The sequence below is a fragment of the Microcoleus sp. B4-C1 genome (assembly GCF_036705285.1).
GTDB lineage: Bacteria > Cyanobacteriota > Cyanobacteriia > Cyanobacteriales > Microcoleaceae > Microcoleus.
The window spans coordinates 38807-64908 of the sequence record NZ_JAUBUC010000038.1 but is presented as its reverse complement, the minus strand read 5'-3'; the positions used below and the strand labels follow the sequence as shown (position 1 = coordinate 64908).

Genomic DNA, 26102 nt, shown 5'->3' with positions numbered 1-26102 from the left:
AAAACCAATTTTTCTTTGACACATCTTCTCAAATCCCCTTGACAACTGGCATACAGGCTTAACTTGTGACCAATGGGCGCAAGTATTTTCTACTCGCCGCCTGCAGTTGTGTTTCAGGAAACTTGCACTACCCAGTTATTACTTAATTTTTACTTGTTGTCTCCGGGTATTAAGAAAAATTTATGCTTAAGTAAATATTCTTAAAAGCCTCTACTCCTGCCCCCGAATCTCAGTACAAATTACTATTCTTCGTTCCAAAACTGCTAAACGTGTTTTAGACTGGGGGAGGCGAGCTCAGCCAAGGATATCACAGGGATGCCACAAAAATTGTTGCCACTGGACGAAAACGCATTAGAAATTAAATCAGCTAAGCTGTTCGGCATTTAAAAGAGGATAGTAGGGTGCGTCATTACAGAATTGTTTCTCGCATAAGCGCATAAGTGTTCACTCCTGACGCACCCTACAAGCCTCGTTACTGGTTTAAATGCTCCACAGCTTATCGCTGATTAATTATATTAGCATTCGGGTTTTCTAGAGCGATCGTCCCCGCAACTACTTTAGTAGCGATCGCTACTTTTTTAGTACAATATTCTTAAAATCTATCGATTATGAACAGAAAATCCCTGGGAATCCATTTAATGAATCGGCTGAGCTATCCTCAAAAATTTACCTTAATTGGTTTTCTATTTGCAATACCGTTAACCTTGGTCATGTACCTGCTAATTTCCGAAATTAACAGCAGAGTTGATTTTGCCCAAAAAGAAATCTACGGAAATGAATACCTGCGGCGACTGCGCCAGTTGAGGGAATATATACCGAAACTTCAACTCTTAAATTATCCGAATCAGAGGTTAAATCCTAGTTTAAGCAATTCAGAATTAAGAACAAATTTAAAAGCCAAGATAGACAATAAATTTCAAGCGATGGCTAATACAGATAGCCAGCTTGGAAACACATTAATATCCAGTAAAAAATTTAATAATATTTATCAAGATTGGCACAAATTCAAACTTCGCCACAGCCATTGGAGTTTAGAAACTTACGATTTTTTCTATCAACGTTTAGCTACAGATATTGATAGACTGAGCGCTCGCGTCGGCGATACTTCTAATCTCATTTTAGACCCGGATCTAGATACCTATTATTTGATGGATGCTACTTTGCTGAAACTTCCAGAAATCCAAAAAATATTGTCAGAGATTAGGCTGATCTCTCAAATAAACAACTTGCGTTCCGATGCCACACCTGAAGAAAGAGCGAAACTGATTACTTTGGCAGGCAAATTGAGAGAAATTAATCAGGATTTAGCTATCAATATGGAGGTAGGATTTAGCAATAATCCTCACGGGAATCTGATCCCGAAATTAAGGGAGTATTTAACAAACTTTAACTCGGTAGTAGAGCAGCTAACTGAGCAACTAGATAAACTGATTAAGCCCACAGCATTAGTGGAATATTCTGCCTATCTTGATGGGAGCGATCGAGTTCTGAATTATAGTTTTGAACTGTGGGATAAAACTATCAAGGAATTAGACTTTCTCCTGCAAAAACGCATTGATAGTTTCGTTGCCAAGAAACGCATAATTTCTATTGTTGTGTTAATAACCTTAGCCATAGTTATTTATTTATTTGTAAGTTTTTATAGAAGCGTTATGCAAACTGTGTTTGTCCTTGACGAAGCTGCAAAAAAGATGGCAAGCGGCAATCTTGACCACAAAATTATTTTGGATAACAGAGATGAACTGGGGCAAGTTGTGGGTGCTTTTAACAAAATTGCCGATGCCTTAGTTGGTGCAAATCAAGAAATTACTGTTCTCAACGATCGCCTAAAAGCAGAAAATATGCGAATGAGCGCTGAACTAGACGTTACTCGCAAGATTCAGCAGATGCTGCTGCCCAAAGACTTAGAACTCAATGAAGTTGTGGGGTTAGATATTGCGGGATTTATGGAAGCTGCTGAGGAAGTAGGGGGCGACTATTACGACGTACTCCAACACAAAGGTAGAGTGAAAATTGGCATTGGAGATGTGACGGGACACGGATTGGAGAGCGGTGTTTTAATGATTATGGTGCAAACGGCAGTAAGAACTTTGCTCGCCTACAATGAACCAGACCCAGTAAGATTTTTAAGTGCTATTAACAGTGTAATTTATGATAACGTGCAGCGGATGAAATGCGACAAAAATGCTAGCCTTGCCTTGCTAGACTATGAGGAGGGGATGCTGAAGTTGAGCGGCCAGCACGAAGAAATGATTGTTGTGCGGTGTAACGGTTGTGTAGAGCGGTTTGATACAATCGATTTGGGTTTCCCGATCGGGCTGGATGTAGATATTGCTGAATTTGTTGCTGAGAAAATTGTGCATTTGCATTCAGGAGATGTGGTTGTGCTTTACACTGACGGGATTACGGAAGCTAAAAATATGGATAAACTGCTTTATGGTTTAGATAGGTTAATTGAGGTAATAAAAATTCATTGGCAGCGTTCTGCTGCCGAAATTAGGCACGCTGTAATTAAGGACGTGCGATCGCACATCGGCGAACAAAAAGTTTTTGATGACATCACATTGCTGGTACTCAAACAAAAATAACTACTTGAATATCCCTCCTAAAGTTTAAAATATATTCAGTGATCCCCCTCATCTCAAACTTTAGCTCTCACATCGATATGACTCAGATTTTCGGAGATTTCATCGAGCAGCCCGCTAGCCAAGAATACTTAATAATTGGATTTTCTCCGAGTTCGGTTCCTCTCAAGCAGCGGTGGCGGAACAACGGTTTGTCTGCTGATTTTCTGGCTGATTACCTGACGACTTTTTTTCCGGGCAACCAAGATGAACCCTCGACAATTGAAAGACAAGCTGAAATAAAAAGTGCTGTTAGCTACATTGCCAACGAGTTATTGGAAAATGCCATGAAGTTTAATGATGAAACCTCCGACTACCCGATCGATATTAAACTGCAATTAGAGAGCGAGGGAGTGATTGTCTCAGTGGCTAACAGCATCTCTCCGCAAGCTGTGGACAAGTTTCAGGCTTATATTCAGGAGTTGCTGGCCTCGGAGCCAAGCGAACTTTACCTTCAGCGGTTGGAAAAAAATGCTGCTGACGACAACTGTACCAATTCTGGATTGGGTTTGTTGACCATGCTCACCGATTATACCGCCAAACTTGGCTGGAAATTCCAGACCGTGCACAAAGACCCGGAAGTAATTGCGGTGACAACTATGGTGCAATTAACAGTTTGACATACCTCCTCGTCCTTTCATGAGCGAAGATTCCTTAACGCTTCACAGCAACGCGCTACCAAAGTAGTCTTACCGTTGCTCCACGTCCGTTTATAGTCTCCCAATGCCCGCTAGGCGACTATGTTTCGTTGTACTCAAGCAAAAAGCTTGGTGTCTTCAGGGTTGCAGTTAAGCATTGCCCCTCCGAACTGTCTAGGTGCGCTCCGCTCTCATCGTAGCTATTTCAACGCGTCTTGAGCCTGTAGACTTCTCTATTCTAGCTCAAAGCCCTCGTAGAAGGACGGGGTTTTAGACCCATTTCTTTGATAAGCAACGCTAGCGATCGATAATATCTAAGGGACTTTTTTTTGTGGCTATGGAAATTAATACAGAAGATTACCAGATCTGTTACGATCCAGCAACGGCAACCGTGAGTTTTATTGGATCTCTAAGGCTGAGCGGGCCTGCTGAGTACGCGCCGATAGCGCAGTTTCTGACTAAAGTTGCCGACTTGGAACCGACGAAAATTACCCTCAATTTGCAGCAGTTAGAATTTTTGAACAGTTCTGGCATCAATATGCTATCGAAGTTTATTATCGAGATCCGCAAAACAGCCAGGGTGCAAATGGCGGTGCAAGGCTCTCAAAGCATAGCTTGGCACGGTAAATCTTTGAGGAATTTTCAGCGCCTGATGCCTGGTTTGCAGTTGGAATTTCTATAAAAACACGATTAATTTTAGGGTGCGAGATGTTAAGCAATTTTTTGTTAGTCGAGGCGCAAATTCTCGAGTTATGCTGGAAGAACAACCATCTAGAGAACAGCTACTTTTAGAGATAGAAAGATTGCGCCAGCAAGTGGAAGACTTGAAGGAGGAAAAAGCGGATCTGGAAATCTTGCTGGAAACTACTGCTGAACATTCCGATACGGTTGAAACTGAGTTACGCTCTCGCGCATTCGAGGCGGTGCGCGAAGGCGAAATCAAGCTGGCTCAATTTCTCGAAGCGATTCCGGTAGGCGTGGTAGTGCTCGATTCTCAAGGCAAACCTTACTACGTAAATCACGCCGGACAGCAGTTACTCGGTCAAGGAGTTTTGCCCTTAAATTCTGTTGAGGATTTGTCAGAAAGTTATCAAATTTATATCGCGGGAACGGAGACAATTTATCCTTTCGAGAATTTGCCGCTCGTCCGAGCTTTAAGGGGCGAAAACGCGACTGCTGACGATCTGGAAATTCATCGAACCGACAAGAAAGTTCCCCTAGAAATTTGGGGAAGGCCAATTTTTGACGATGGTGGCAAAGTTGCTTTTGCGATCGCAGTTTTTCAAGATGTCACGGAACGCAAAGAAGCTGAATCCCAGCGCCATTTATTTATTAAGGAACTATTTGACCTCAACCAAAATTTAGAAAAATCCCTGGATGCCGAATCAGACTTAACTGATGCTTACGGTAGATTTGTGCCACACCAATTTCTAAATCTGTTGGGATATGAAAGTATTATAGATGTCCATTTAGGCGACCAAGTGCAGCAGGAAATGTCGGTGCTATTTGCGGATATTCGCGACTTCACGACGCTTTCAGAAACTATGACTCCCCAAGAAAATTTTAAATTTATCAATGCTTACCTTTCGCGGATGGAGCCTGCGATTACTAGCAATAACGGGTTTATTGACAAATACATCGGCGATGCAATTATGGCTTTGTTTAGTGACTTTGCAGATGATGCAGTGAAAGCGGGTATTGCAATGCTAAATATCCTCAAAACTTACAACGAATACCGTCAAGGCGTCGGCTACGTCCCGATTCAAATTGGCATTGGCATCAATTCGGGTTCTTTGATGCTGGGGACAGTCGGGGGTAAAAGCCGGATGGACAGCACTGTGATTAGCGATGCTGTTAATTTAGCATCTCGCATTGAAGGATTGACCAAAGATTACGGCGTACCTCTGTTAATTTCTCAGCAGACTTTGGAACGGTTGCGAAATCCCACCGATTATGCAATTAGAATTGTGGATAAAGTACAGGTAAAAGGAAAATCTCAATATGTGGTAGTTTATGAGGTATTTGATGCAGACCCGCCCGAAAGTTTGTCGGCAAAGCTAGCAAATTTGTCTGTATATAATGAAGCTATGTTACTGTGCGAGCGGAAAGAATTCCGAGAAGCAGGAAAATTATTTGAAGAGTGTTTGCGAACAAATCCCAGCGATCATGTAGCTCGCATTTACCTGAAACGCTGTCGGGATTGGCGATCGCTCCTCAAAGGAATTTAAAGCAACTTAGTCTATTTTAGATTTAAGATTGACTTCATATAGCAATCCTCGCATCATTTGTGAATTTCTTACTTTCTCAGAGCGGGTTCGGGGAAGGTTGGGGTGGGATAAAAAATTTACGACTCCTGTAAGGATTGATATATATCTTAAGAGTGATGACTGACCTCTGGAATCTGTCAAAGGTTTGACATACTCCCCAGCTATCAAGGCGAGGGGATTCTAAGCTCAAACAGCAATTGCAGGCACAGCCTGTCTAACATCGCCTAACTTAACGGTTGACGCCCCAACCGCACAAATATTTATTGCAGCGTTCTCGTCTCTGCTGTTCACCTTCTGGCAGGACGGACATCGCCATTCACGAACTGATAAATCCAATTCTTTCAGAACGTGTCCACAGTGGGAACAAGTTTTACTAGATGGATACCAGCGGTCGATAAAAACTAATTGTTTTCCTTTCTTTTTGGCAACCCATTTGAGAATTTGGAGGAAATCGCCAAATGCAAGGTCTGAGATTTTACGTCCCCAAAGCCGTTGCATTCCTTTTAGATTCAACGTTTCAAAACACAGCACGTCAAACTTATCAGTTAATTCGTGAGCCAATTTCCAGAACCAATCAGAGCGACGATTTACTACGTCCTCGTGCTTGCGAACTAGATTGAGTCTTGCTCTTTCCCGGTTAGCTGAGCCTTTCCGTTTTTTGGAATGTTGACGATTCGCTTTCTTAATAGCGCCGAGGGATTGTTTCAGGAATTGTGGTGATTCGATTTTCGTTCCATCTGAGCAGGTGAGAAACGTTTTCAAGCCGAAATCAAAGCCAGCGATTCTACTCGTCTCGACTTTGGTTTCAGGTTGTTCAACGCTGTCAACGACCACAACCATGAATAACTCTCCCAATGGAGTGCGCTTAATGGTTAAGGTTTTGACCTTCCCCGCTATCTCTCTGGAATTCCAATACTGATAAACGCGATTCCCAATTTTAATTAGATTACCACCTAAAAATTTATAGCCAGCTTGCTTGAGAGTGAACGATTTGTATTTGCGAACTTTCTTGAAACCGGGAGGTCTAACTCCTTTCTGGTGATGCTTAAAAAACAGTTGGTAGGCTTTCTCGATTCGCTGGCAGATATCCTGTACAGCCTGAGATCCAACCTGCTGCCAGAACGCTTTACGCTTTCTGATTTTAGCAATATGACTTTGAAGCTTGCTGCAATTCAAATGCTTGCCCCACATCCGGTAGTACCGTTTATGGAGTGCAATGCAATGGTTGTAGATCACCCCGGCAGCATTGATACTTCGCTTGAGATGTCTATTTCGCTTGCTTTGATATAGCTTAAACTTCAATGTTTTCATGCTAACCATGATCTCATAACGGGTAGCGATTGGGTAGCAAAATGATTAAAGAAAGATTAAGTATTCGCATTGCCGTGAGTCGGTTAAAAAAGTTACGGAGAATTGCCAAACAGAAAGAAAAAACAATGACCCAGCTTGTAGAGGACTGGATTGATACACTTAAAGAGGAAAAGCCGTCAAGCGAAGGACGGGGCTTTAGACCCAGTTCTTTGGTAAAATATAAATAGCTTTATACCTGTTACTTCTGAGGCTTCTCAAAATAGAACGGCTGAGGGCGGCAAAACCAGCGATCGGTAATTTGGTGCCAGAACGGTGGCAAGGGCTGAAGCTGTCTCAGAAAAAGTTGGCGGATGAATTAGGGTTTAAAGCTGTAACGTGATTCTTGGACAAAGTTACCCATTGATGGAATTGTTGGGTAACTCTCTAGCAAGTCTCTCGATAACGTCACTAAGACTGCTTGCGGTAAGCTGAACTCGTTTTTCCTCTAGCCACTTAGTAGCAGTCTCGGTTAGGCTGAGGTTGACCTTACGCTTAGGCTCGCTGTAAATCTTTTTTCTAGGCATTTTCTTGTTCCGTATTAATTCCGCATACAATAAGAGTAAGGCAGAAATGAGGTAAAAGCAAATGTTACTTAGTTTCAAGACGGAATTAAAACCTAATAACAAACAGGTGACTAGATTTCGGCAGCATTGCGGAGTAGCAAGACACGCTTACAACTGGGCAAATTCAATCATCCTTGAAACATTGACACTCAGGAAGACGGATAAAACTATTAAGATCCCTTCTGCAATTGATCTACACAAGCGTTTAGTGGCAGAAGTCAAACATGAGCATCCCTGGTATTACGAATCTTCCAAAGCCAGCCCACAACAGGCTCTAACTGAATTGAGAACAGCTTGGGATAGATGCTTCAAAAAGGTATCTAAACAACCTAGATTCAAAAAGAAAGGTGTATCGGGGGACTCCTTCTACCTAGAACAAGGAACCAAAGCAAAGCCAGGAATTAATAACGACGGCAAGCGTGTCAAGTTACCTAAGATTGGCTGGGTTAGGCTGCACGAACCATTACCAATTACGGCAGTTCACAACTGCGTAATCAGTCGAAAAGCTGACAGATGGTTCATTGCTTTTAAATACGAAATTGAGCAGCCCGCAACTCTACGTGACCGTCCTACTGTCGGAGTTGATATCGGCATCAAGCAGCTAGCTGTTTGTTCTAACGGCGAAGTCTTTGCCAACCCTAAAGCCTATCGTCGGATGAACCGTAAAATGAAACGTCTGCAACGGCGTGTCTGTGCGCGAGTCAAAGGGTCTAACAACCGCAAAAAGGCAATCGCTAAACTAGCCAAGCTGCACCTAAAAGTGTCAAACATCCGAAAAGATGCTATTCATAAGCTAACAACTTACCTCGCCAAAAACCACGGTGAAGTGAAGATTGAAGATTTGAATGTTAAGGCATTTTTGAAGAACCACAAGTTAGCTGGTGCAATCGCCGACTGCGGAATGTACGAATTCAAGCGTCAACTTGAATATAAAACCGAAAAGTTTAACTCAAAATTGACGCTCATAGATCGATTCTTTCCTAGCAGTCAAATCTGTTCAAATTGCTGTAATCATCGGCATAAAATGCCATTAAGAGTCCGAGCCTTTGAATGTCCCAGTTGTGGAAATATTCAAGACCGTGACTTGAATGCGTCGAAAAATATAGAACGTTGGTTTGAAGGAATATTTATTCCAGAACGTTCAGAATTGGCGGTGAGTTCCACCGTGTCAGCCTGCGGAGTAGACAAACCCGACAGCAGTCATGTTGTCGCTACTGTGAAACAGGAAGTTAACACCACAAGCACTCATGTCTAGCTATGTCAAGATTTGGGTAGCTATGGGTAAGTTTTTTAGAACGGATGACCTTTCCCACGATTAATCGTTGGGAAAATGGACAGGCTAAGCCTTCTCGCTTGGCACTCAAGCAAATTTAGATATTGCTGGATGAGTTAGGTAATTCCCCAGATGCAACGCTTGGCGAATGCAGTAAGGCGCTGCGAGCAAGATATTTTTCGGATAAGGAGTACAAAGGGTGAGTGTAGAGGAAATCAACAGCATTTTCAGAGATATTCGACTACTTCCCTATGGTGTGGCCACCCTCTCCGTGGCTTTGGCACTGGCGCTAACCCGATTGCTTTTACCGTGGCTCTACCCAACCACGATGCCCCTGTTTTTCATCGCGGTAATGGTGAGTGCGTGGTATGGCAGTTTCGGGGCTGGGTTACTGGCAACAATTTTATCTACGCTGGCAATCAACTATTTTTTTATTGAGCCGTTCTATTCCTTACAGATAGTTAATGTAGAGACAATTGTTCGGATCGGTATGTTTTCGATCGCCGCAGGATTGAGCGCTTCACTCAGTTTATCGTGGCGCAATGCTCTAAAAAATGCGAAAGCAGCCTTGCAAACTTTACAGGAGGCAAGGTTCCTAGAACAAAAAGCCCAGGTTCGGGGTCAAGTCGCACAAGCTGCGGCGAGGGAGACAAAAGAACAGCTAGAAACGGTACTTTCTAGCATCAACGATGGGTTTTACATCCTCGATCGCGATTGGCGCTACACCTATGCCAACGATCGCTACTGTGAAATGGTTGGAATGCCGCGGTCAGCGATTCTGGGTGAGAACGTTTGGGAGCTATTTCCTGCAGCCGTTGACACCGATGCTTATGTGCAATTTCATCGGGCAATGCGGGAACAAACGCCACTCCAGTTTGATTATCTGTACTCACCTTTGAAAGGTTGGCATGACCATCGAATTTACCCTTCGCCCAGTGGACTGACCGTTTTGCTTGCTGACATTACCGATCGCAAACAGGCGGAACTCCTCCTAATCGAGCAGAAACGACTGCTGGAGTCGATCGCCTTCGGACAGCCACTATACGACTGTCTGGCAGCCGTGTGTGACTCTGTATCCAAGCTGAATCCGGGTACCCGCGCGGGCTTCATGCTAGCGGATGCTCAGGGGCTGACTTTTAACAGATCGATTACTCCAGACTTTCCACCGTCTTTTGCTGAAGGACTCCAAAATGCTCCGATTAACGATTTGTGCATTGGAACGTGCGGCGAAGCAGTGTATAGCGGTCAGCCCGTGACCTGCGCCGACATTGCCAAGGACGATCGCTGGTCGCAAGCATGGCGAAATTTATGCGTGGCTCATGGCATTCTAGCGTGTCATTCTCAGCCCGTGTTCAGGCAGGACAATCTACCTATGGGGTCGCTGATGCTTTGCTTTAGCGAGGCGCGGATGCCGACTGATTGGGAACATAAACTCGCGGAGTTCGGCACCCAAGTTGCCAGCATCGTCTTCGAGCGCGATCGATCGTTCCAGGCGTTGCGCGAGAGCGAAGAACAGCTCAGACTGGCTTCCGAAGGCGGCAATTTGGGTTTGTGGTATTGGCATAGGGAAACTGACACCCTGAGTTTGACGGACATAGCCAAAGGGATGTTTGGTTTACCCGTGGATCGGGGAATTTCCATGAAGGTGTTTTTAGAAGCGGTGCATCACGACGATCGTCCATTCGTTCACACCGTACTCAATGAGCTCAAAGCGAATCAACCGCATACTGAAATTGAGTATCGGACGCTGTGGGCAGATGGCACCGTTCGTTGGATTTTGGCAAAGGGCGATTGCGCCTATAACGCTGAGGGCATGATAATTTCGACGCGCGGCGTATTAATCGACATCAGCGATCGTAAACAAGCAGAAGAAGCTTTGCGTCAAAGCGAAGAGCAGAGTCGCAACATTCTAGAGAGTATTGATGATGGATTCTTTTCCCTTGATGAGAATTGGTGTTTCACTTATGTGAATCGGTCAGCGGAAATTCTGCTAGACCGGACTGCCAGCGATCTGATTGGGAAAAATGTGTGGGAAGAATTCCCCGGACTTAATGGCAGCGAGTTTGAGCAGGTTTATCGGCGCGTGGCAAACGAGCGCGTGGCTTTGTCAGTCACGGCTTTTTATCCCGATCACGATCGGTGGTATGACGTTCGCACCTACCCTGCTGCGAACGGGATTACCATTTATTTCCGAAATGTCACCGATCGAAAACTGGCCGAGGAGGTATTGCAACAACGAGAAGCAGAACTTCGTTTAGTCACCAATGCCGTGCCTGCCTTGATTTCCTTTGTAGACTCAGACCAGCGTTATCGCTTCAACAATCGAGCATATGAAGAATGGTTTGGACATCCGGCAGCGCAAATCTATGGCAAGCACCTTCAAGAGGTTTTAGGCAAAACTGGCTATGAAGGGATTCGTCCTTATGTTGAGCAAGTCTTGGCAGGACAGGAAGTGACCTTTGAAAGCCAAATTCCCTACAAAGATGGTGGAACCCGTTATATCAATGCCACCTATGTTCCCCGCTTCAATAGCCAGGGAAAAATTGAAGGGTTTGTAGCATTCGTCAACGATATCACCGATCGCAAACAAGCCGAAGCCACACTACGGGAGAGTGAGGCACGGTTCCGGCTGATGGCAGATGCCGCCCCTGTGCTGATTTGGATGTCGGGCACCGATAAACTCTGTTATTACTTCAACGTCCCGTGGCTAAACTTTACCGGACGCACGATCGAGCAAGAAAGGGGCAATGGTTGGACAGAAGGAGTCCACCCCGACGACTTTGAGCGGTGTTTAGACACCTATGTGACTGCCTTTGATGCCCGTCAACCGTTCAAGATGGACTATCGCTTGAAACGCTGTGATGGCATATACCGTTGGATTATGGATGAAGCTGTTCCTCGCTACGGATTGGAAGGTGAGTTCTTGGGCTACATCGGCTCCTGTGTTGATATTGAAGACCACAAACAAGCTGAGGAAGCCCTGCGCGAGAGTGAATCCCGCCTCCGTCTGATCTTTGAAAGCGCCAAAGATTATGCCATCTTCACCCTCGACCTTAACGGCATCATTGCCAGTTGGAACTCAGGGGCAGAAAGGTTGTTGGGCTATACCGAGACAGAAGCAATTGGTTGCTCGAGTCGGATGATTTTCACGCCCGAAGATAACGAACAAGGACAAGCCGAGTACCAGAGGCAAATGGCTCTACTGCAAGGACGGGCAGAAGACGAACGCTGGCACGTCCGCAAAGATGGGAATCACTTTTGGGCCAGTGGATTGATGATGCCCCTGCTTAATGAAGCGGATTGTCCGCAGGGATTTGTCAAAATCATGCAGGACAAGACTGCACAACGGCAAGCAAGTGAGCGCCTGCAATTGCTGTATGAAACTACGCGCGATCTGATGAAGACAGAACAGCCTCTGGCTTTGATGGACACGCTATTCCGCAAACTGGCAGTGCTACTCGATCTGCATTGTTACTACAACTTCATGGTGGAAGAAAAAGACAACCGCCCGATGCTGCATTTGAGAAACTATGATGGCATCTCTGAAGAAAGGGCGCAGGCGATCGCCTGGATCGAAGTAGGGCAATATCTCTGTGGATTGGTTGCCCAAACGCAGCAGCAACTTGTCTTGAATCAAGCCGAACTTTCCACTCATCCGAATGGTAAAGCCCTCTATGAACTGGGCATCACAGCTTACGTGGGTCAACCGTTAATCGCTCAAGGACGGTTATTAGGAACGCTCTCATTTGCCAGTCGGACTCGGACGCACTTCACGCCTGCAGAAATCGAGCTGCTGGGATCGATTTGTGACCAGATCGCTATCGCTCTGGAACGGGCAAATCTGAACGATTCACTCCAGCAGCAAGCCCAACAGCTAAGACAGGCAAATCGGATCAAGGATGAGTTTTTAGCGGTACTATCCCATGAATTGCGATCGCCCCTCAATCCTATTTTGGGCTGGTCAAAGCTGCTGCAAACTGGCAAGCTGGATGCGGCGAAAACCGCCCAGGCGTTAGCGACGATCGAACGGAATGCCAAGCTGCAAACTGAATTGATTGAAGATTTGCTTGATGTCTCGAAAATTCTCCAAGGCAAGCTTAGTCTTAATATTCGTCCAGTTGATTTAGCTTTAACTGTGGAATCGGCGATCGAAACTGTCAATTTGGCTGCTGTTGCCAAATCCATTGACATTCGGACTGTGTTAGATCCTCAGATTGGACAAATTTTGGGAGATTCGGGCCGTTTGCAGCAAATAGTCTGGAATCTTGTTTCCAATGCGGTCAAATTCACCTCGGCCGGGGGGCGCGTTGAGGTGAATTTGACTCGTGTTGGCAATCAGGCTCAAATTACTGTGGCGGATACAGGGATTGGCATCGCACCGGAGTTTTTACCCTACGTGTTTGACTACTTCCGCCAAAAAGATGGCGCTACAACCCGCAATTTTGGTGGCTTGGGATTGGGGCTGGCGATCGTGCGGCATTTAGTCGAACTGCACGGTGGCACCGTTGGGGCAGATAGCCAGGGTGAAGGGTTAGGAGCTACCTTTACTGTAAGACTGCCCCTATCAGGGAAGGTAAGACAAGAAAACTCTCTGGCAGGACTTTCGGAACGATCGACTGCGGATGAACCGTTATCGGGGATGCGGATAGTTGTGGTTGATGATGAGCCGGATATGCGAGAGTTGATTTCGTTTTTGCTAGAAGATGCAGGTGCAGAGGTACTGACTCTTGCTGTCCCTCAAGAAGTCCTCACAGCGTTGACTAATTTCCAGCCAGATGTCCTGTTGAGCGACATTGGTATGCCGGGGATGGATGGCTATATGCTGTTGCGACAAGTGCGAGCTCTGCCGCCCGAACGGGGTGGGCTGATTCCCGCGATCGCCCTGACTGCCTATGCGGGCGAGGTTAATCAACAGCAAGCTTTGCAAGCTGGATTTCACCGACATCTGGCAAAGCCGATCGAACCGGATGAATTAATTAAGACGATCGTCGCACTTCTTAGCAAGAACACTGATGGCCCAGCAAGCGATCAAGATTGAGCCCAAGGATCTCAAACCGATCGAACATTACCAAGCTTTTAAGTTGCTGTGGTTAGGCAGCGATATTTGTATTATCTTCTGTCCGGTCGATTCCCTCCGCTTCGCTTCGCCCGAAATGAGGTAGGGGCGGGTTCAACAACCATATCTGCCAATAATTGACAATCTCAAAAACCCGCCCTGCCGGGATATTATGGTCAATCGCTCGGACATGATATTACAGGAGAATCTATCAATAAATCCGGTTTCTAGTCTAATAGTGCGTAAGTCCTGATAATATAATCAATAATTTGGAGTGTCAAAAAAAGACGATGGGAATTAACAAGCAGCAGCCTAGAATACATATAAAACCTTCAGTGATTAAAGCGATAGCTCTGTTCTGTCTGTGCTGCTTGTTAACTGCAAGTTGTGGACAAAGAACACGTCCATCGGTCACTGCGAGCGGCGAAAATGCTAATAACCGCGTTACTATTGGCACAACCTTGAAATTACGGACGATCGACCCTGCGGACGCTTACGAAATTATCTCAGGGCAACTGCTGCAAAATTTGGGCGACACTCTCTATACTTACAAGTCGGGAACTACTGAGTTAGTCCCCCATTTAGCCACAGCAATGCCTAAAGTTAGCCAAGACGGATTGACATATACAATCCCCTTGCGTCAAGGCGTTATTTTTCACGACGACACACCGTTTAATGCCGCAGCAATGGAGTTTTCCTTGCAGCGGTTTATCAAAAATGGCGGTCGTCCGGCTTTCTTGTTGAGCGATGCAGTAGAGTCTGTGAAAGCGACGGGCGAATACGAATTAACTTTTCAACTGAAAAAGCCTTTTGCTGCTTTTCCTTCTCTCTTGACATTTGCTGGTAGTTGTGCAGTCTCTCCCAAAGCCTACGAGATTGGGGAGGGTAAATTTAAACCCGATACGTTTGTGGGAACGGGACGCTACAAGTTGGCGAATTACGGCAGCGATTCTCTCAAGTTTGACGTGTTTGACAAATATTGGGGCGAAAAACCAGTTAATCAAGGAATTGACCTTTTGCTGCTTTCTAGTGCCTCAAATTTGTTCAATAGTTTTCGGACTGGTGCAGTTGATGTGGCTTATTTGTCTCTGGATGCAGACCAAGTTCAAAGCTTGGGCGAGGGAGCAAAACAAGGGAAATGGCAGGAAATCGCGGGGGAAAGCAGTACGGTTAGTTACATGACGCTGAATACCAAGTCTAAACCGCTGGATAAGTTAGAAGTGAGACAGGCGCTCGCAGCAGCGATGGATCGCCCCCTGATTAATGAGCGCGTACTGCGGGGACAAGCACAACCGCTTTACAGTCTGATCCCTACAACCTTCGACGTTCAAAAACCGGTTTTTAAAGAACTGTACGGCGATGCCAACACGACAAAGGCTAAGGAACTTTTAACGAAAGCTGGATACTCAGCCACCAATCCTTTTGTTCTGCAACTTTGGTATCCTTCAGCTTCCACAAAACGAGCTTTAGTCGCGAGTCTGATCGAGGCGCAAACTAAACTCAAAATGGACGGGATAATGCAGGTAGAAATTAACAGCGTTGAATCTCCGACTTTGTTTCAAAACATAGAGAAGGGAATTTATCCTGCGGTTTTAGTGGATTGGTACGCCGACTTTTTCGATGCCGATAATTACATTCAGCCGTTTTTAGATTGTGCGACGGGTTCGGCGGCTGGGGGCTGTGAAAAGGGTGCTAGCCAAGGTCAGGGTTCGTTCTATTATAACGATCGGGTCAATGAACTGATCGACAAGCAACGAAAAGAAGCAAATCCTGAAACCCGCAAAGCTCTGTTTGCGGAAATTCAAGACATACTAGGTCAAGATGTACCTTTCATCCCTCTTTGGCAGGATAAGGACTATACCTTTGCTCAGAACAGCATCACCGGAGTCCGTCTCGAACCGACGCAATCTTTTCCTTTTTGGTTCCTGAAAAAGCAATAATTATTTACAATAATTTTGGGGGAGTTGAAACGTCAATAATTATTGCATATTTTGTGCACAACAGGGTGATGATTGTCACAGTTTATCAAAGAGACTGATCACCCAACCCTCTTTAATAATGTGCGATATTATTAACAGAGAGATATTGCTGAGGGTGGTATATGAAATTTGGGATTTTAACAACAACAGGGGTGCTAATTGCGATCGGTTTGGCATCGGGAGTAAAGGCCGAAAACGTATCCCACGTCAAGCAATTATTAGAAACTAAAAAATGTAGCCAATGTGACTTGACAGGAGCGCAGCTTGCTGGTATTGATCTGAGCGGGGCAGATTTGACTGGTGCGAATCTGAGCGGTGCCAATTTGAACGGTGCAAATTTGAACGAAGCCAAACTGAATGAAGCAAATCTGAAACAAGCTAAATTGCAAGGTGCGAGTTTAGTTGCGGCTAAAATGCACGGGGCTAATTTGGAGGGTGCTGATTTGAGCCGCGCTAATCTGAGTTTGGCGGGTTTAGTGATTGCGAGTTTGAAAAATACCAACCTCACCAGCGCTAATTTAATAGGTGCTAATTTAGAAAGCGCCAATTTGGCGGGTGCAAATCTGAGGAATGCTCGCCAGTCTGTAGCCAATTTAGCGAATGTCAGCCTCAGAGGTGGCAGTTTGTCGGGAATCGACGTACAGGGAGTCAACTTGCGGGATGCAAATTTGACCAATGCAAATTTGAACGGTGCAAATTTGAACGGTTCGGACTTGACAGGTGCCAATTTAAAGAATGCCAATATGGCAAATGTAGATTTGAAAAACGCTTCTTTGCCGTAGGACGATCGCCACTTGCTATATCAAATTCTGGTGCTTAACAAGCTTAATATAATAAGGTAGGGGCAATTCTGAAATTGCCCCTAAATTTTTAATTGTAGGATTTATCTTGTTTCCGGTCGCTGCGTAGCGTAGATGATTGTTCGGTGTGCGAAGCTTTTTCTTGGCGTCTGCGATTGCTTCATATTTGGATCTAGGATCAATCTGCCTCGTGAGCATCTTGGGCGAAGCGGATAATGTCATCATCGCCGAGGTATTCACCATTTTGGATTTCAATCATCACCAAGGGAATAACTCCTGGATTTTCTACGCGGTGAGCAGTATTCATGGGAACGTAGGTTGACTGTTTCTGCATGAGAATCGTCTCTTTGTCGTCGCAGATAACTTTAGCGGTACCGGAGACGACAACCCAGTGCTCGCTGCGGTGATAGTGCATTTGGGTGCTGATGTGATGCCCCGGCTTGACTTCAATGCGATTGATCTTATAACGATCGCCCGCGTCTATGACTGTAACTTGACCCCAGTAGCGGGTTTGTGTGCGATCGTCAATTTTTTCTATTGTGTCCACTGTTTCCACCATGCTGTTTATCTCGCTAACGGTGTCTGTAAAAATATCTGTAGTTGAAAGTATAGCAGGGATTGGCTAAGTGCGATCGATTTAAAGATTACTGAATTAGTCGCCACTCGCGAGCATCCACAAATTGGGATAAATGCCCCACATTTGTGGTGGCAATTATCACCTCATGCCCTTCATTTGCCTCCAAAATTGCTTGAGCCGCCAAAATCACATCCCCGTCAAGTGCACTGGCTTCTGCAGTTGGTCTTCCTCTCATTCTCGCGTCAGCCCACAACTGAGCCGCTAGAAGCATTACCTCCGAAGTCAAAGGACGGTAGGGGATTTGCGATTTAAGTTGATCAAGTCGTCTAATACCTTCCGTTTTACCTGCACGAATTAATTCGCGCCTCACCTCATAGTCAGCAATTTCAGGAAGCATGACAATGTAACCTTTTAGCGGCAAAGATTGCAGCCAGACTTTACCCTCTTGAGATAAAGGAGAGTCGGCTTTGGGATTTGTAACAATTCCTAATGGCCCCGAATCTAACAACACTATTCTGCTCATGGAATGCTCTTATATATGCACGGGGCTTTCTTCTAGTGCCTTGCGGAGAACTTCAGCGGTTTCTGTTTGCTCCTGTTCATCTCCATCGTCAACCCAAGACTGTAGCAATTTGCTCAGAGCTTCGTGCTGCTGTACGGGATCGATGGTCTTAATTTCGTCTGTAGTTTTTATCGAAGTATCGGGGCTTCCTGGCTTCATTGTTACTGTGGAGCGAAATATCCGAATCATCTGAAGTAAGTTTGGCCAATATTCTCTCGGAGTTTGCTGAATCTCCCGCAAAAAATCTACAATTTCTTCACCTATGCGAGTTTCTGGCGCTGAAGTTGCTGTCGCTTGGCTTTCGCTAATTAAAGCTTGCTCAGGCATAATCACTTTTCTCCTTTCTCAGATTTATATGAAGTTTGATTGATTTACGAAAAGGGGATGGGGGCAGGTCGATTAATATCTGGGACGTGAATTAGAGATGCAGGCGTGAACCCCTCTCCTATTATAAACACAGGGCGGGCGATCGCCCGCCCCACTTTTTACTTGCTCAGCACACCATCGGGAATGCCCAAAATATCCTCAATGCGAGGCATATCTTCCAAAGCAATCACTCGTCCTTCATCCTCAAAACCAGCAATTTGATCGAAATTCAAATACCGATACAAATCACCAGCAAAAGGATCGATTCTCTTCGACACAATCTCATTGTATTCTTGGACTGTAGGAATGCGACCTAACAGTGAACAAACAGCAGCCAGTTCCGCCGAACCGAGATAAACTTGTGCATCTTTGCCCATGCGGTTGTTAAAGTTACGAGTAGAAGTTGAAAAAACCGTTGTCGCATCTTTAACCCGCGCTTGATTGCCCATACAAAGACTGCAACCGGGCATTTCTGTACGCGCTCCAGCGGCTCCAAAAATGCTGTAATAACCTTCTTCTTTGAGTTGCTGTTCATCCATGCGAGTTGGCGGACAAATCCACAGGCGAGTTTTCACTTCCCCTGCACCTTCCAACACCTTTGCAGTGGCGCGGTAGTGACCGATATTTGTCATGCAAGAACCGACAAATACTTCGTCAACCCGATCGCCCGCAACCTCACTCAACAACTTAACATTATCCGGGTCATTGGGAGCAGCCACAATTGGCTCTTTAATCTCGTTCAGATCGATTTCGATGATTTCAACGTATTCCGCATCAGCATCCGCCTCCATCAGCACCGGATTTGCCAGCCATGCCTCCATCTTAGCCACCCGGCGCATCATCGTCCGCGCATCTTGATAGCCCCGCGCCACCATGTTTTTCAGCAGCGCGACATTGGAACGAATGTACTCAGAAACAGTCTCCACGCTCAATTTAATGGTGCATCCAGCGCAAGAACGCTCTGCAGTCGCATCGGTCAATTCAAAAGCCTGCTCAACCTTCAAATCGGGCAAACCTTCAATCTCCATAATCCGTCCAGAAAAGATGTTTTTCTTGTTCTGTTTCGCGACGGTTAGCAAACCTTTTTGAATTGCTACATAGGGAATGGCATTCACAACATCCCGCAGCGTTACTCCCGGCTGCAATTCACCTTTAAACCGCACTAAAACTGATTCCGGCATATCCAAAGGCATGACGCCCAATGCCGCAGCAAATGCCACCAATCCCGAACCAGCAGGAAAGGAAATTCCCAAAGGAAAACGAGTGTGAGAATCGCCGCCCGTTCCCACTGTATCTGGCAATAACATCCGGTTCAGCCAAGAGTGAATAATGCCGTCTCCGGGGCGCAAAGCTATGCCGGCGCGCTCTGCCATGAAATCGGGCAATTCATGGTGAGTTTTGACATCAACTGGTTTTGGATAAGCGGCGGTGTGGCAGAAACTTTGAATTACCAAATCGGCGCTAAATCCCAAACAAGCAAGTTCTTTCAATTCGTCGCGAGTCATTGGCCCTGTGGTATCTTGCGAGCCGACTGTTGTCATGACTGGTTCGCAAGATGTACCGGGACGAACGCCGGACAAACCGCAAGCTTTGCCTACCATTTTTTGTGCTAAAGTGAAGCCTTTGCCCGTATCTACTGGGATTGTAGGACGGGTAAAAATAGTGCTAGGTTCTAGTCCTAAAGCTGCGCGGGTTTTGTCGGTTAAAGTTCGTCCAATTAATAGCGGAATTCGGCCGCCGGCGCGAACTTCGTCTAGAATTGTGTCGGGTTTGAGGGTGAAGGTGGAGATAATTTCTCCGGCTTCGTTGGTGATTTCGCCTTTGTAGGGATGGATGGTAATTACCATTCCTGTTTCCATTTTGGAGACATCACATTCGATCGGCAATGCGCCGGAATCTTCAGCGGTATTGAAGAAGATCGGGGCGATCGCACCTCCTAAAATATAACCGCCACTGCGCTTGTTGGGCACAAACGGAATATCATTGCCAATGTGCCAGAGCACGGAATTAATCGCCGATTTCCGTGACGAACCGGTACCGACAACATCACCAACATAGGCTACGGGATGACCTTTTTGCTTCAATTCTGCAATGGTTTGCAAAGCCCCAGGCATCTTACTTTCGAGCATCGCCAAAGCGTGTAGGGGAATGTCCGGCCGCGTGGTAGCATGAGGTGCAGGCGACAAGTCGTCAGTATTGGTTTCTCCAGGAACTTTGAAGACTGTAACGGTAATCGCTTCTGGCAATACAGGACGGCCTGTAAACCACTCGGCATCCGCCCAAGAATCGACTACCTGCTTGGCGTAGGGATTGGTATCAGACAAAGCTATAACGTCGTGGAAAGCGTCGAATACTAACAACGTTTTGCTCAGTGCCCGGGCGGCGGTGGCGGGAATGGCGATTTCGGCAGTAGGATTGAGCAAATCGATTAAAGATTGGACGTTGTAACCGCCCATCATTGTCCCCAGCAGGTAAACTGCCCATTTGGGAGCAATTAGGGGGCTGTGGATTTCGCCTTTAGCAATGCCAGTTAAAAAACCAGCTTTGACGTAGGCGGCGCTGTCTACGCCTGGGGGGACGCGATCGCGCAATAATTCTATTAAGGTTTCTTCTTCTCCTGCCGGCGGATTTTTCAGCAGTTCGCACAGTTCCGACGTTTGCTGGGCGTCTAGGGGCAGCGGTGGAATTCCCTCATGGGCACGTTCGGCCGCGGTACGGCGGTAAGATTCAAGCATTTCTCCTCTCTCCTCGGATAGTATTCGGTGGTTGGCAAGTAGGTGGCTTTACTTTTTAGATTAGGAGCTTCCGCTGCACATTGGGTAAAGTACCTCGCCATACATCAAAACTTAACGCAACTTTAAAAACAGTAGATTTTCATACCAAAGACAGATGTGGTCTTTAACGAGAGAGCAGCGTATCAAACTTCAGTCGAGCAGTTTAGGGCCTTCAGTTGCATAGTTCTGGTTAAGATTAATGTGTTGTGGGCTACTGTAGATCCTCCTCTGCATCTGAAATCGTCATTTACCAATAGTCTGGACTGTTTGTAGTTCGTAGTGTGAAACCCTTGATTTTCCGTTGGTAGCTCCATTGGCGAATCGCCTTGAAACTTTTATTCTACGAATGCTAATTAAAAACCGTCCGCAGTATTGATTGACCACAAGTTTAAAAAAGTTGTCCTGCTAATGGATCGATTAAACAATGGAAAGTTTTATCCCTGAAAAGTCTGAAGACTGTCACGGCTGGGCCTCCAAGCCAGACTTGTACAAAGAGCTGCAAGGAGCCAAAGAATTACTGCTGACGATCGCCAACTCGATGCCAATACCCCTGATCGTGAGCAGTCTGGCGGACGGCACAATTATTTATAGTAACGATTTATGTCGTCAGGCTTTCGGGTTCACAGGATTTAAGTCGATCGACCGCCAAAAAGCCGAAACGCTCTACCACAGACCTGCAGAGCGCCAGGAATTGCTGTTGCGGCTCGCCCGCAACGGACACGTCCGCGAGACAGAAGTCCGGTTTAAAAAAGCTGACGGCACGCTGTTTTGGGCAAGTGTATCGATGCGGTATCTGACATTGGTGTCGGGGAAAGCTGTTCTGTCGGTGTTCACCGACATTACGGATCGGAAGCGAGCGGCCGCCAAGGAGCAGGAATTGCTCACGTCAATCCACTCGCGAGCTCGCCAGCAAGCGGCCGTCGCTTACTTGGGGCAGCAGGCCCTGGCCGAAACAGATTTGTCCGCACTGATGGACAAAGCTGCGGTTTTAATTGCTCAAACCCTGGACGTTGATTATTGCCAGGTGTTAGAACTGTTGCCCTCTGGTCATGCTTTTATGCTGCGAGCGGGGGTTGGCTGGCAGCCGGGCCTCGTCGGCAGCGCTACTGTTGCCGCCTCTGCTCGATCCCAAGCAGGTTACACATTGCTAGTGGGCGAACCGACGATCGTCGAAGATTTGCGGGTGGAAACGCGCTTTAGCGAGTTGCCGCTACTGCATAACCACCGGGCTGTCAGCGGCGTTACTGTGATCATTCCCGGCAATCGGGGACTGGGGAGGAACTGGGGACAAGTAGAACCAGCGGACAGTTCATCCTCGCAGGCCTGGGGCATTTTGGGGGTTCATACCAGCCAAGGGCGGGTTTTCAGTCAAGATGACGTTTATTTTGTAGAAGCGATCGCCAACGTGTTAGCTGCGGCGATCGAGCGGATTATATCGCAAGAGCGCTTACAAATGATGGAACGGGCGATCGAAAGTTGCAGCAACGGCATTGCAATCACCGACGCAACCGTTGCAGATAATCCGATTATTTATGTCAATCCCAGTTTTGAGCGGATTACGGGTTATCGCAGAGACGAGTTAATGGGCAAAAATTGCCGATTTTTGCAAGGCACAGACACTGACAGCCCCGCTGCCAAAGAATTGCGAATTGCGATTGAAGAAGGCAGAGAAGCTCAAGTTATATTACGCAACTTTCGGAAAGACGGCACGCCTTTTTGGCACGAATTGTCGATCGCTCCGGTTTACAACTCGCGGCGACACTTAACCCACTTTATTGGAGTACAAACAGACATTACCGACCGCCAGCGTTCGGAAGAAGAATTATTTTTAAAATCTCAAGCTTTAGCAGCTTTTAGCGCTAATCTCAAACACTTGCACCGGATTACAACTTATCATTATCAAAACTTTGAAGAACTGGTTGACGATTATCTAACAGCCGGCTGTTTGATGTTTGGACTTTCTATGGGCATCATGGCTGAAGTTGACCGCGAAACTTTTATTGTCCAGGCAGCGAAAACAGATTTAGGATACTTCGTGCGAGGCTTAGAATTGAACCTCAGCGATACTTACTGCGCCGCAGTAATTAAGCTCAACAAAACAGTTGCGTATTCTCATATAGGAGCAAATATTGAGATGCGCGAACATCCTGCTTATCTAAGCTGCAAATCAGAATCTTACATCGGAACGCCGATATTTGTCAACAATAAAACTTATGGTACGTTAAGTTTTAGTTCGCCAGAAATAAAGAAAAGAAAGTTCAAGTACGAGGAAATAGAAATTATAGAATTGATGGCTCAAAGTATTGGGAAAATTCTGGCGGTTCACCAAATGGAAATCGAACGCCAGCAAGCTGAAAAAGAGCGATGCGAGTTGATAGTATCTCTCAAAGAAAGTGAAGAACGCTATCGCCGTTTAGTAGAACTATCTCCCGAAGCGATCGCCGTTCACAGTCAAGGGAAAATCGCCTACATCAATGCTGCCGGCGCGAAACTCCTCGGTGCGAGTTCTCCCGAAGCGCTGATTGGCTTTCCCATATTGCATTTCGTCCATCCAAACTATGTGGAAATAGCCACAGAGCGCATTCGGCTAGTCGAGACAGAAAATCAGCCACTCGACCTTGCCGAACAAAAACTAATGCGGCTCGACGGACAAATAATAGACGTTGAAATGGCCGGTATCCCCGCTATTTATCAAGGCTCGACGGCCGGCCAGATTATTATCCGAGATGTCACCGAGCGCAAGCGAGTAGAACGGGAACTGCTGCACGGCGCTTTTCACGATGCGCTGACGGGTTTGCCCAACCGGGTTTTGTTCATCGACAGGCTAGGACAAGCCATCCGCAGATCCAATCAGTCCCCCGATTACAAATTTGGTTTACTTTTCCTAGATTTAGACCGCTTCAAAGTCGTTAATGATTCTTTAGGACACGTTTTAGGAGACAAACTGCTAATCGCCCTCGCCCAGCGACTGCAAACCTGCGTCCGGGTTTCGGATACCGTCGCCAGACTGGGGGGAGACGAATTCACGATCCTGCTAGACCACATTCAGAGCCTCAGCGACGCCACCCTCGCAGCTAAAAAGATACAAAAAGAACTGACGAAGCCGTTTCATCTCGAAGGGCACGAAGTATTTACCACCGCTAGCATTGGCATTGTTTTCAGTCGAGGCGAAGCCACCCCCAGTGGCGAATTAAATTCGTACACTCACCCGGAAGAATTCCTACGCGATGCTGACATCGCTATGTACCGCGCTAAAGCTTTGGGTAAGGCCCGCCACGAAGTGTTTAATTTGGCGATGCACGACCAAACTATGTCGCTGTTGCAGTTAGAAACTGACCTGCGGTTGGCTATTTTGGGCAAGGAGGAATTAGGAGAGAGCAAGAATCAATGTTCGCACTTTATTGTGCACTACCAACCGATTGTTTCGATCGCCAGCGGTGCGCTCGAAGGTTTTGAGGCCTTGGTGCGCTGGCACCACCCGGTTCGGGGTCTAGTTCCGCCGTCTACTTTTATCCCTGTAGCTGAAGAAACAGGTTTGATCGTGCCTCTGGGAGCCTGGGTGTTGCGGGAAGCTTGTCAGCAATTGCGGATTTGGCAAGAAATGTTAACCGAGCAACAGGGAAGAAGTCCAATGGAAGTCGGAACAAGGCCCTTTGACTCGCTTCGGCTGCACTCAGGGCAAGTCGCTCAGCGTAACCAGAATGAAGAAGGCGCTTCGACTTCGCTCAGGGTAACAACAGAGGAGAGGGCAACGGGCAATGTAGGGGATTTAACTGATGTAACAGATACAGGGCATGAGGAACACGGAACTTTTACTGAGCGTAGCCCCAGTATTGGTCACAGGGAAGAAAGAATCGGTAAAAAATTACCAATTCCCAGTTACCAATTCCCGATTACCGATTTCCACTCCTCTATTACCAATTCCCAATTCCCAATTACCAACTCTTCGGCTACGTTCAGTACAACTTCCCAGCTACCAATTGCGAATTTTAAATTACCCATTATTGATCCTTCGCAATTAACAATGAGCGTCAATCTCTCTCCTAAACAGTTAGGTATGCCGAATTTAATCGAGGAAATCGATGAAATTTTAGCAGAAACTGGCTGCGATCCGAGCTGTTTAAAATTGGAGATTACTGAAAGTGCGATCGTAGAAAATGTGAAAAAAGCCAATATTGTGCTAGCCGAATTAAAAGGTAGGAATATTCGATTGTCGATCGACGATTTCGGTACTGGCTATTCGTCTTTGAGTTACTTGCACCGTTTTCCGCTGGATACACTGAAGATCGATCGATCTTTTGTGAGCCGCTTGGGGGCTGTCGAAAACGGTGACGACGGGGGTCAGCCTTTGCAGATTGTGCGGGCGATCGTAACTTTGGCTCACAATTTGGGATTAAATGCGATCGCCGAAGGTGTAGAGACAGCCGAACAGTTAGCACAGCTTCGAGAACTAGACTGCGAATTAGCTCAGGGATATTGGTTTTCTAAACCTTTGGAAAGTTCTGCCGTGACAGAAATCTTAATAAATCTGGGTAATATAGCAATTATGGACTGACTGAGGTACAGATTGGTAAATAGTGCCTCACCCTGTGAAGACATTTTTGCTACAAACTCACAATCTCAAAACTGATGCACCAGGGAATAAATGGTGCATCAAAATTAGATTTTTGGTGATGATATCAAATTTGTTAGCATGGGAATTTTTCATCTGCGTGAATCCGCGTTAATCTCTTGTCATCGGCGGTTAATACATTCTCTTTTTTAAACCGCAGATGAGGGCAGATAAACACAGATTCACGCAGATGAGTGAGTTCAATTCCTGTTGTACCGTCCGTGATTGTTGAGTATTGATATCGTTTCCGGTAGCATCGGAATGATTTAACTGCAGAGGGCGCAGAGAACGCAGAGGGAGAGAATACAGAGAGGAGTAATTCCGATGCTACCGGATTTGATATGACTGGATTTTATCGCAGAAGGAAGCAGGAAGAAGCAATATAATCAATCGTTTCAGCCATTAACAACGTCCTAACTGTCTTGGCGGTTGCTATATCAGGACGATGCTACCGGATTTGATATGGTTGAAAATTACCAAACTGACCACGAATTTCAAAGGTGGTACCCGCCACGTGGTTTATCCGTGGAATCAATCCAACATCGGAAATCGAAAATCCTCAAGCAAGAGCATTTATCTCGCGCAAGTCAATCCAAAATCTAAAATCTAAAATCTAAAATCGAATGACGCACAGTAACGCTTTCGCAATTGCCAATTACAA

16 protein-coding genes are annotated in these 26102 nt (G+C 46.1%); 10 read left to right on the top strand and 6 right to left on the bottom strand.

The features are described 5' to 3' along the window. The first annotated feature begins 608 nt into the window (after nucleotides 1-608). The 4 genes from QUB26_RS16805 to QUB26_RS16790 all read left to right on the top strand — a co-directional run bounded on the left by QUB26_RS16805 (nucleotide 609) and on the right by QUB26_RS16790 (nucleotide 5490). Nucleotides 609-2588, top strand: a complete 1980-nt coding sequence (locus tag QUB26_RS16805) for a SpoIIE family protein phosphatase (protein ID WP_333318917.1) — start codon at nucleotides 609-611, stop codon at nucleotides 2586-2588. 77 nt (nucleotides 2589-2665) lie between these two features. After that, a complete protein-coding gene (locus QUB26_RS16800; RefSeq protein WP_333242223.1) occupies nucleotides 2666-3244 on the top strand; it encodes a DUF6272 family protein in 579 nt (192 codons plus the stop codon). A gap of 355 nt (nucleotides 3245-3599) precedes the next feature. Then, a complete protein-coding gene (locus QUB26_RS16795) occupies nucleotides 3600-3944 on the top strand; it encodes a slr1659 superfamily regulator (protein ID WP_333156933.1) in 345 nt (114 codons plus the stop codon). 70 nt (nucleotides 3945-4014) lie between these two features. Next, entirely contained in the window at nucleotides 4015-5490 is a 1476-nt protein-coding gene (locus QUB26_RS16790) for an adenylate/guanylate cyclase domain-containing protein (RefSeq protein WP_333242219.1), read from the top strand. Nucleotides 5491-5715: 225 nt separating this feature from the next. On the opposite strand, the gene QUB26_RS16785 is transcribed toward QUB26_RS16790, so the two are convergent. Both QUB26_RS16785 and QUB26_RS16780 read right to left on the bottom strand, forming a co-directional pair. Further along, nucleotides 5716-6840 carry a transposase gene (locus QUB26_RS16785; RefSeq protein ID WP_333247430.1) on the bottom strand — a complete coding sequence of 375 codons (1125 nt, stop codon included), beginning with the start codon at nucleotides 6838-6840 and terminating at the stop codon, nucleotides 5716-5718. Nucleotides 6841-7232: 392 nt separating this feature from the next. Next, entirely contained in the window at nucleotides 7233-7403 is a 171-nt protein-coding gene (locus QUB26_RS16780) for a hypothetical protein (RefSeq protein WP_333291488.1), read from the bottom strand. A 61-nt stretch (nucleotides 7404-7464) separates the two neighbouring features. Here QUB26_RS16780 and QUB26_RS16775 point away from each other — a divergent pair, with 61 nt between their 5' ends. The 5 genes from QUB26_RS16775 (at nucleotide 7465) to QUB26_RS16755 (ending at nucleotide 16532) form a co-directional block, all read left to right on the top strand. Further along, nucleotides 7465-8697 carry an RNA-guided endonuclease TnpB family protein gene (locus QUB26_RS16775; RefSeq protein WP_333318915.1) on the top strand — a complete coding sequence of 411 codons (1233 nt, stop codon included), beginning with the start codon at nucleotides 7465-7467 and terminating at the stop codon, nucleotides 8695-8697. A 217-nt stretch (nucleotides 8698-8914) separates the two neighbouring features. Then, complete coding sequence (locus QUB26_RS16770; protein WP_333318913.1) at nucleotides 8915-13753, top strand: PAS domain S-box protein; 4839 nt, start codon at nucleotides 8915-8917, stop codon at nucleotides 13751-13753. After that, on the top strand, nucleotides 13728-13877 hold the full coding sequence (locus QUB26_RS16765) for a hypothetical protein (protein ID WP_333242210.1): 150 nt from the start codon (nucleotides 13728-13730) through the stop codon (nucleotides 13875-13877). The genes QUB26_RS16770 and QUB26_RS16765 overlap by 26 nt, the downstream gene beginning before the upstream one ends. 184 nt (nucleotides 13878-14061) lie before the next feature. Further along, nucleotides 14062-15711: an ABC transporter substrate-binding protein gene (locus tag QUB26_RS16760; protein ID WP_333242207.1), complete on the top strand. Its 1650-nt coding sequence runs from the start codon at nucleotides 14062-14064 to the stop codon at nucleotides 15709-15711. A gap of 161 nt (nucleotides 15712-15872) precedes the next feature. After that, entirely contained in the window at nucleotides 15873-16532 is a 660-nt protein-coding gene (locus QUB26_RS16755; protein WP_333242205.1) for a pentapeptide repeat-containing protein, read from the top strand. 196 nt (nucleotides 16533-16728) lie between these two features. On the opposite strand, the gene QUB26_RS16750 is transcribed toward QUB26_RS16755, so the two are convergent. The 4 genes from QUB26_RS16750 to acnB all read right to left on the bottom strand — a co-directional run bounded on the left by QUB26_RS16750 (nucleotide 16729) and on the right by acnB (nucleotide 20790). After that, on the bottom strand, nucleotides 16729-17109 hold the full coding sequence (locus tag QUB26_RS16750) for a cupin domain-containing protein (RefSeq protein ID WP_445251729.1): 381 nt from the start codon (nucleotides 17107-17109) through the stop codon (nucleotides 16729-16731). A gap of 85 nt (nucleotides 17110-17194) precedes the next feature. After that, nucleotides 17195-17650: a nucleic acid-binding protein gene (locus QUB26_RS16745; RefSeq protein WP_333318911.1), complete on the bottom strand. Its 456-nt coding sequence runs from the start codon at nucleotides 17648-17650 to the stop codon at nucleotides 17195-17197. A gap of 9 nt (nucleotides 17651-17659) precedes the next feature. Beyond that, nucleotides 17660-18016 (bottom strand): hypothetical protein, encoded by a 357-nt coding sequence (locus QUB26_RS16740; RefSeq protein ID WP_333318909.1) that lies wholly within the window; start codon nucleotides 18014-18016, stop codon nucleotides 17660-17662. A 158-nt stretch (nucleotides 18017-18174) separates the two neighbouring features. After that, the gene (acnB, locus tag QUB26_RS16735; protein ID WP_333318906.1) at nucleotides 18175-20790 is read right to left on the bottom strand and encodes a bifunctional aconitate hydratase 2/2-methylisocitrate dehydratase; all 2616 of its coding nucleotides are present in this window, start codon (nucleotides 20788-20790) and stop codon (nucleotides 18175-18177) included. A gap of 463 nt (nucleotides 20791-21253) precedes the next feature. Here acnB and QUB26_RS16730 point away from each other — a divergent pair, with 463 nt between their 5' ends. Beyond that, nucleotides 21254-25384, top strand: coding sequence for an EAL domain-containing protein (locus tag QUB26_RS16730; protein ID WP_333318904.1), 4131 nt, complete (start codon nucleotides 21254-21256; stop codon nucleotides 25382-25384). The last annotated feature ends 718 nt before the right edge of the window (nucleotides 25385-26102 follow it).